Below are 8,787 nucleotides of genomic sequence, written 5' to 3'. Positions count from 1 at the left end.
ACGGTGGACAAGTTCACCGGCGACGGGATCATGGCGGTCTTTGGCGCGCCAGTCGCATTAGAAGACCACGCTTTTCGCGCATGTTTGGCTGCATTGGGTATTCAGAAAGAGATCAAGGCGTTTGCGGCCGATGTTGAGCGCCGCGACGATGTGGAACTGCGACTGCGGGTGGGCCTGAACTCGGGGCAGGTCATTGCCGGTGAGATCGGCTCGGGTGCTTTGGGTTACACCGCGATCGGTGAACAAGTCGGCATGGCGCAGCGGATGGAGTCGGTGGCCCCGGCGGGCGGGGTGATGCTCAGCGAGTCCACCGCGCGGCTGGTCGAGGGCGCGGCAGTGCTCGGCGATGCTGGGCGTGTCCACATCAAAGGAGCCGACCGACCGATGCGGGCGCGGCGATTGTTGGGCGTGTCGGAGCATTGTCGCGCGGTGGGCCGTGTCGAGTCGAACCTGGTGGGTCGGCGCTGGGAGATGGCCGCCGTCGAGGGCCTGCTGGAGCGCGCCGTCGGTGGCCACGGCGCGGTGGTCACCGTGGTGGGGCCAGCGGGTATCGGCAAGAGCCGGCTGGTGCGCGAGGTCGCCGCGATGGCAGCCGCCGGCGGTGTCGAAGTGTTCAGCGCGTTCTGCGAATCGCACACCAGCGACGTCCCCTTTCACGTGGTGGCTCGGCTGCTGCGTGCGGCCAGCGGCGTGGGTGATCTGGACGGTGCGGCGGCCCGCGCCCAGGTGCGGGCCCGGGCTCCCGACGCCGAGGCCGAGGACTTGGCGCTCTTCGATGATCTGGTGGGCATCGCCAATCCCGAGGTGGGGCTACCGAAAATTGATCCCGATGCCCGGCGGCGGCGGTTGACCGCGCTGGTCAACGCAACCCAGCTGGCACGAGACGCCCCGGCGGTCTACATCGTGGAGGACGCACACTGGATCGACGAGGTCAGCGAGTCGATGCTGGCCGAGTTCCTCACGGTGGTCCCGCAGGCGGCCTCGTTGGCGCTGATCACCTATCGCCCCGAATATCGGGGTGCGTTGAGCCGGGCGCCCGGCGCGCAGACCATCGCTCTGGCACCGCTGAGTGATCCGGAGACCACAGCACTGATCGCGCAGCTGCTGGGGCCGGACCCCTCAGCCAGCGTGTTGGCCACCCTGATCACCAGTAGGGCCGCCGGGAATCCGTTCTTCGCCGAGGAGATGGTGCGCGATCTGGCCGAGCGCGGTGTGCTGGGTGGCAACCGCGGCGCCTACGTGTCGACGGCGGAGGTGGGCGAGGTCAGCGTGCCGGCCACCTTGCAGGCCACCATCGCCGCGCGCATCGACCGGCTTGCCCCGGCGGCCAAGCGCACCTTGAGCGCGGCGGCGGTCATCGGCACGCGGTTCAGCCGAGCCCTACTGGAAAGACTGGGTATTGATCCTGCCCTGCAGGATCTGCTGGGTGGCGAGTTCATCGATCAGATCCGCTTCACCGGTGAACCGGAGTATGCGTTTCACCATCCGCTGATACGCACCGTCGCCTACGAAGCACAGCTCAAATCCGATCGCGCCGAGCTACACCGGCGCGTCGCGGGCGCCATCGAATCCTGTGACCCGGCCGCGGTCGAGGAGAATGCAGCCCTGATCGCCGAACACCTGGAGGCCGCCGGTGATCTGCATGCCGCCTACGGCTGGCACATGCGGGCCGCCACGTGGGCCACCAACCGCGACATCACCGCGGCCCGGCTCAGCTGGGAGCGCGCCCGCATTCTCGCCGATTCCCTACCCACCGACCACCCGAGCCGGCCAGCTTTGCGCATTGCTCCGCGCACCATGTTGTGCGGGATAGCGTTTCGTGTTCACATGAATGTTGCCGGTGAGCGCTTCGATGAACTACGGCAGTTGTGCACCGCTTCCGGGGACAAGGCGTCGCTGGCCATAGCCATGGCGGGGCTGGTGATGGATCACGCGTATCAGGGCCAGCTGGGCGAGGCATCACAGCTCGCATCGGAAGCTATGGCCGTCGCAGAGTCGCTGGGCGATCCGACCCTGACAGTGGGACTGTCTCTTCCGCTGATTTACGCCAAGGCTGAAAGCGGAGAATGGTCTGATGTTCTGCGGTGGTCACAGGCAGCGATCGACCTCGCCGATGGTGACCCGGCGAAAGGCAACTTCATTTTCGGGTCTCCGTTGGCGCTCGCGCTTACGACGCGGGCGTTGGCCCGATATTGTCTGGGTCGTCCCGGATGGCGAGATGATATGCGAAACGGCATCCCCATGGCGCGCAACTCCGATCCCCTGACCTACGCCGCGGCCGTCACCTATGTCTACGTGGGAATACCGGTTGGCGTTCTGGGACCGAACGATCAAGCGATGAACGAGATCGAGGAGGCTCTGCGGATTGCCGAACGTTCCGGCGATGACCTCGCGGTGGGCTTCACGCGGATGACGCTGGGCCAAGCGCTGATACACCGCCCAGCGGCTACTGACCGTGACCGCGGAGTCAGGCTCCTGGCGGAGGTCGGCGACGCGTTCCTGCGGCGGGGACACAACCTGGGCGATTTGCGGATGGTGAAGGTGTACTTGGCGCGTGATCGGGCCGATCGCGGTGATCACGATGAGGCGATACCGCTGATGCGGGCTGCCGTCGATGATCTGGACCGCGCCGGTCAACTGCTGTCTTACGGCATTGCTGCGACGGGTGTTCTGGTGGAGACACTGCTCGATCGCGGGGCGGATGCTGATGTGGCCGAGGGCGAGGCCGCGATCGAGCGATTGGCGGTGGCGCCAGCCGATGGCGATTCGGTGCTCCTTGACATCTGGCTGCTGCGGATGCGCACGCTACTGGCCCGAGCGCATGGCGATAACACGGCGTACGCGGAATTACTGGATCGTTACCGCGCCATGGCGAAAACGCTTGACTTCGAGGGGCATATCGCCTGGGCCGAGGCGATGACATGACGACGCCAGGGTTGGAGTGCCCGTCGTGCGGAACGGAACTGCCGCCGAACGCGAAGTTCTGCTTAACGTGCGGCGCCGCCGTTGCTACCGAACCAGCAGAGTACAAGCAGGTGACGGTGTTGTTCGCCGATGTGGTGCATTCGATGGACATCGCGGCTGCGGTGGGGGCCGAACGCTTGCGCGAGATCATGGCCGGCATGGTCGCCCTGGCCACCATGGTGGTGGTGCGATACGGCGGCACGGTCGACAAGTTCACCGGCGACGGCGTCATGGCAGTGTTCGGTGCGCCGGTGGCGCTGGAGGATCACGCGCTGCGGGCCTGTCTGGCGGCGCTGGGCATTCAGGAGGAAGCGGCGGGACTGGCGGTCAAGGTCCAGCGCCGAGACGGTGTGGACCTGCAACTGCGGGTCGGCCTGAACTCCGGCCAGGTGATTGCCGGTGAGATCGGCTGGGGCGCTTTGGGCTACACCGCGATCGGCGAGCAGGTCGGGTTGGCGCAGCGGATGGAATCCGTCGCACCGCCCGGCGGCGTGATGCTCAGCGACTCCACCGCGCGACTGGTCGAGGGCGCCGCGGTACTGGGTGAACCCCAGCTGGTGCGCATCAAAGGCGCCGCGGACCCGGTCCCGGCGCGGCGGCTGCTGAGCGTGGCCACCCAGCGGACCGGTGTCTCGTGTTCGACGTTGGTGGGACGCGAATGGGAACTGACCGCGCTGGCAGCGATGCTCGATCGCGCGACGGCCGGCCGCGGGTCCGTGATTACCGTGGTCGGCCCGCCCGGCATCGGCAAGACCCGAATTACAGCCGAAGCGGTGCGCCTTGCGAATAGCCGAGGCGCCGAGGTGTTTTCCACATTCTGCGAGTCACACGCCGCCGACGTCGCGTTCCATGCGGTGGCGCGTCTGCTGCGCACGGTCGGGGGGCTCAGCGGACTGGACGGCCTCGCCGCCAGGACACACCTGCGAGCACAATTTCCCGACGCCGACCCGCAGGACCTGTTGCTGCTCGATGACCTGCTCGGTGTCGCCGAGCACGATGTGGAATTGCCCAAGATCGATCCGGACGCGCGGCGAAGGAGGTTGACCACACTGATCAACTCCAATCAGCTGGCCCGCAGCGAGCCGGCGATATTCGTCATCGAGGATGCGCACTGGATCGACGAGGTCAGCGAATCCATGCTTGCCGACTTCCTGGCGGTGATCCCGCAAACCCCGTCGTTGGTGCTGATCACCTATCGCCCCGAATACCAAGGGGCCCTTGCTCATGTCGCTGGGGCGCAGACCATTGCTCTGGCGCCGCTCACCGACGCCGAAACCTCAGCGCTCGTTGCCGAAATACTCGGCCGCGACTCGTCGGTTGAGCGGCTCGCCAAGCTGATCGCGGGGCGCGCGGCCGGGAACCCGTTCTTCGCCGAGGAGATCACCCGTGATCTTGCCGAACGGGGCGTGCTCGTCGGTGAGAGCGGCAGGTACGCTTGCCATACCGATGCGGTAGAGGTCGACGTGCCCCCCACCCTGCAGGCCACCATCGCCGCCCGCATCGACCGGCTGCCGCCAGCAGCCAAACAAACCCTCGTCGCAGCCGCGGTGATCGGCTTCCGCTTCAACCGCGACCTGCTGACCAGCCTGCACGTCGACCCTGTGGTCGACGAGCTGATCACTGCCGAGCTCATCGACCAGGTGCGGTTCACCCCGCGACCCGAGTATGCGTTTCGGCATCCGTTGATCCGCACGGTGGCCTACGAGTCACAACTGAAATCCGACCGAGCCCAGTTACACCGTCGGCTGGCCACTGCGATCGAGGCCCGCGAGCCCGAAGCAGCCGAACAGAACGCCGCACTGATCGCCGAACACCTCGATGCCGCCGGTGAACTGCAGGATGCATACGACTGGCACATGCGTGCCGCCACGTGGGCCACCAACCGCGACATCAACGCCGCACGACTCAGCTGGGAGCGCGCACGCGTTCTCGCCGATTCCCTACCAACCGACCACCCGCGCCGACCGGCTTTGCGCATTGCTCCGCGGACCATGTTGTGCGGAACCGGTTTTCGCGTGCACATGGATGTTTCCGGGTACCGGTTCGACGAGCTACAGCAGTTGTGCACCGCCGTAGGCGACAAGGCGTCACTTGCCATTGCTCTGTCAGGGCTGGTAGCCGACCACGCATACCAGGGCAGGGTAGGCGAGGCGTCCCGGTTGGCGTCGGAATTTTGGATCCTTGTCGAGTCGCTCGGTGATCCGAACCTGACAGTGGGGCTGTCCATCCCCCCGATTTACGCCAAGATGGAGAGCGCCGAGTGGTGTGACATGCTGGGATGGTCACAGCGAGTCATCGACCTGGCCGAAGGTAACCCCGCCGCAGGCAACTTCGTTTCCGGCTCGCCGTTGGCGCTCGCCCTTACCACCAGGGCGGTTGGCCGATTGTGCCTCGGCTACGCTGGCTGGCGAGAAGATTTAAGGGATGGCGTTGCCATGGCACGCGATAGCGACCCCTTGACCTATGCCGGGACGATCACCTACGCCTACGGAACAACAATCCCGTCGGGAGCGCTGCGGCCGGACGATTCCGTTATGCGCGAGATCGAGGGGGCACTGCACACTGCGGAGCGATCCGGCGACGATTTCGCGGTGGCCCACGCTCAGGTGACGCTGGGCACCGCACTGGTACACCGCCTGACGGTGTCGGAGCGTGACCGCGGTCGACAAGTTCTGGCGGAGATACGTGACGAATTCGTGCGCGATAGACACCATTTGGGCGATTTACCGCTCATCGACGCGTATCTGGCGCGCGAGACGGCCCGGCGCGGAGATCTCGATGACGCGATACCCCTGATGCACGACGCCGTCGAACATGCGGTTCGTGCGGGACAGTTGCTGGGATGGGGCGTGGTGACAACGTGCGTACTGGTGGAAGGGCTGCTCGACCGAGGTAACGACTGCGACGTGGCCGAATCGCAGGTCGCGATTGAGCGATTGGCGTCGGCGCCGACGCCGAGGCCGGCCGGGGAGAATTTCAACATTCGCGACATCTTTGTGCTGCGGCTGCGTGCGCTTCTGGCGCGGTCGCATGGCGACGAGTTGGCCTACACAAAATTCAGGGATCGCTACCGAGACATGGCGAAACGTCTCGGCTTGGAAGGTCATATCGATTTAGCCGACGCGATGCACTGACCAGCTCCGGCGACGGTAGGCGAGCGGCAAGGGCATCCCGAGGCCGGCCAGGATGCTGCGCGCCCTTGTCGGATAATCGGTGATGAGTCCGTCGATGCCATAGCCGATCTGCCGGCGCATGGCGTCGGCGTCGTTGACGGTCCAGGGGATGACTTTGAGACCGAATGCGTGAGCGCGGTCGACGAAGGCTTTGTCGACCAGCGCGTAGTCAGGCGACGCGATGTCCGCGCCGACCAGCCTCGCCCCGACGAGAGGATCCCCGACCACGGCGGGGTCGACACCGCCCAGCCACGGCGAATCCGGCACCCACGTCTGCCCATCCCACAATGCCACCAGCGGGATCGACGGCTCGGCGCGGCGCACCATGGGCAGCGTCCGCCAGTCGAAGCTCTGGATCTCCACGCGGTCGACCTTGCCCGTCGCCCTGACCGCGGCCAGGATCACGTCGACGAACTGTTGCGGGCCGGCGGACTCCGCGGGCCTGTCGGCCTCCACCTTGGTTTCGATGTTGTAGCGGATATCGGCCCGATAGGAATCCGCGAGCGCGAAGACCTCCGGCAGGACCGCTATCTTGTTGCCCCCCAAAACTTCTGCGTCGGGGAAATCGGGTAGGCGCTTGCCGCAGTCCAGGGTGTGTATCTGGGCCAGCGTCAGGTCGTGCACCAGCGTGCCGACGTAGGGATATTCGGGATCACCGGGGAACGCGGGCGCGGTGTCGGAGCATTTCTCGGGCTCGATCGTCGGGTCGTGCCACACCACCGGCTGGCCGTCCTCGGTGAGTTCCACGTCGAATTCGATCGTGGTGACGCCGAGTTCGATCGCTTTGGCGAACCCCCGCAGCGATTCCTCGGTGGTCTCGCCGCGCCCGCCGCGATGGGCCTGCAGATCGAAGCCGGCCGGTTGCGCGTGGGCCGGCGGCGCCAGGAACACCACGGCCGCCAGCAGCGCACCCAAAACCCGCGAGCAGACGTCAACGGCCCGAAACGATAGGCGTGTCGGGGACTTTCGTGTCTGCTCGGCCAAGGAAATTAATGTCTGCGCTGACGCGCGATGTCGGCGAGCACTACCCCGGCCGCAACCGAGGCGTTCAGCGACTCGGTGTCCCCCGCCATCGGGATCGACACCACCTCGTCGCAGTTCTGCCGCACCAGCCGCGACAACCCCTTGCCTTCCGAGCCGACGACCAACACCAGCGGATCGGTCCCGTCCAGGTCGTCGAGCGCGGTGGCACCGTCGGCGTCCAGGCCGACCACGCGCAGGCCATTGTGAGCCCAATCCTTGAGCGTCCTGGTGAGGTTGGTGGCCCGAGCCACCGGGAGCCGGGCCGCCGCACCGGCGCTGGTGCGCCAGGCCACCGCCGTCACCGACGCGGAGCGCCGCTGGGGGATCAGCACGCCGTGGCCGCCGAACGCCGCCACCGAACGGACGATGGCGCCCAGGTTGCGGGGGTCGGAGATGTTGTCCAGTGCGACCAGCAGCGCCGGCGGCGCGTTGAGAGCGGCCGCGAGCAGGTCGTCAGGATGTGTGTAATCGTAGGGCGGCACCTGCAAGGCGATGCCCTGGTGCAGGTGGTTGGCGGTCATGCGGTCCAGGTCCGATCGCGGCACCTCGAGGATCGCGATGCCCGAATCAGCGGCCCGGGAGACGGATTCGGTGAGCCGCTCGTCGGCTTCGACGCCCAGCGCGACGTAAAGCGCGGTCGCCGGCACGCCCGCGCGCAAGCACTCGAGCACCGGGTTGCGGCCGAGCACCGTTTCCGCTTCGTCGGTCCGCTTGACCGGACGCCGCGGCTGGGCCTGCTGCTGGGCGCGTTTGGCGGCGGGATGGTTGGGCCGCATGTGCGCCGGTGGAGTGGGACCGCGTCCTTCGAGCGCACGACGGCGCTGACCCCCCGAACCTACGGTCGGGCCCTTCTTGGTCCCGGATTTGCGTACCGCGCCCCGGCGCCGTGAGTTGCCGGCCATCTATTTGCCGCCTACCTGTCTTGGCCCGCCCGCAGCGACCACTGCGGGCCGTCGGCGGTGTCGGTCACGTCGATGCCGGCTTCGTTGAGCCGATCCCGGATCTCGTCGGCGAGCGCCCAGTCGTGCTCCTGACGCGCCTTGTCTCGGCTCTCCAGCTCGGCGCGCACCAGCACGTCGACCGCGGCAAGGGCGGCCGGTGTCTCGTCGCGGGTCTCCCAGCGCTCGTCGAGTGGATCGCAGCCCAAGACGCCCGTCATCGCACGGATCGCGCCCGCATGGGCGAGTGCGCCCTCGTGATCGCCGGCATCGAGCGCCCGGTTGCCTTCCGCGCGGGCATGATGCACCTCGGCCAAGGCGATCGGGACCGCGAGGTCGTCGTCGAGGGCCTCGGCGAACCGCGGGGTCCACTCGCCGGGCTTGACGGCGCCCACCCGGATGCGAACCCGGTGCAGGAACTCCTCCAGCCCGGCATAAGCCTTGGCCGCGTCCTGCAGAGCGGTATCGGAGAATTCCAGCATAGATCGGTAATGCGCGCTGCCCAGGTAATAGCGCAGTTCGGCCGGACGCACGCGCTGCAGCATCGCTGGTATCGACAACACGTTGCCCAGCGACTTGCTCATCTTTTCCCCGCCCATTGTCACCCAACCGTTGTGCAACCAGTAGCGGGCGAACCCGTCCCCGGCCGCGCGGCTCTGGGCGATCTCGTTCTCATGGTGGGGAAAGAC

General features: G+C 66.8%; 5 protein-coding genes. 2 read left to right on the top strand and 3 right to left on the bottom strand.

The features are described 5' to 3' along the window. On the top strand, positions 1 to 2,925 hold a 2,925-nt coding region (locus tag AC2VOK_RS13035; protein WP_428900853.1), incomplete at its 5' end, for an ATP-binding protein. Continuing rightward, entirely contained in the window at positions 2,922 to 6,098 is a 3,177-nt protein-coding gene (locus AC2VOK_RS13030; protein WP_428900852.1) for an AAA family ATPase, read from the top strand. The genes AC2VOK_RS13035 and AC2VOK_RS13030, both read left to right, overlap by 4 nt. On the opposite strand, the gene AC2VOK_RS13025 is transcribed toward AC2VOK_RS13030, so the two are convergent. The 3 genes from AC2VOK_RS13025 to AC2VOK_RS13015 all read right to left on the bottom strand — a co-directional run. Then, positions 6,078 to 7,052 carry a glycerophosphodiester phosphodiesterase gene (locus tag AC2VOK_RS13025; protein ID WP_428900851.1) on the bottom strand — a complete coding sequence of 325 codons (975 nt, stop codon included), beginning with the start codon at positions 7,050 to 7,052 and terminating at the stop codon, positions 6,078 to 6,080. The two genes, AC2VOK_RS13030 and AC2VOK_RS13025, sit on opposite strands and share 21 nt — an antisense overlap. Before the next feature lie 74 nt (positions 7,053 to 7,126). Next, the gene (rlmB, locus tag AC2VOK_RS13020) at positions 7,127 to 8,062 is read right to left on the bottom strand and encodes a 23S rRNA (guanosine(2251)-2'-O)-methyltransferase RlmB (protein ID WP_428900850.1); all 936 of its coding nucleotides are present in this window, start codon (positions 8,060 to 8,062) and stop codon (positions 7,127 to 7,129) included. Between the two features lie 11 nt (positions 8,063 to 8,073). Continuing rightward, positions 8,074 to 8,787, bottom strand: a 714-nt coding sequence (locus AC2VOK_RS13015) for a DALR domain-containing protein (protein WP_428900849.1), incomplete at its 5' end; no start/stop codon positions are given.

The sequence above is a fragment of the Mycobacterium sp. TH-M116 genome, from assembly GCF_057473685.1.
The sequence above is the reverse complement of the archived record's forward strand: the minus strand, read 5'-3'. Positions and strand labels throughout refer to the sequence as shown.

Bases quoted from the DNA above. Each gene is read 5' to 3' on its own strand.
- AC2VOK_RS13030 (WP_428900852.1), top strand. From the start codon at position 2,922: ATGACGACGCCAGGGTTGGAGTGCCCGTCGTGCGGAACGGAACTGCCG.
- rlmB (WP_428900850.1), bottom strand. From the start codon at position 8,062: ATGGCCGGCAACTCACGGCGCCGGGGCGCGGTACGCAAATCCGGGACC.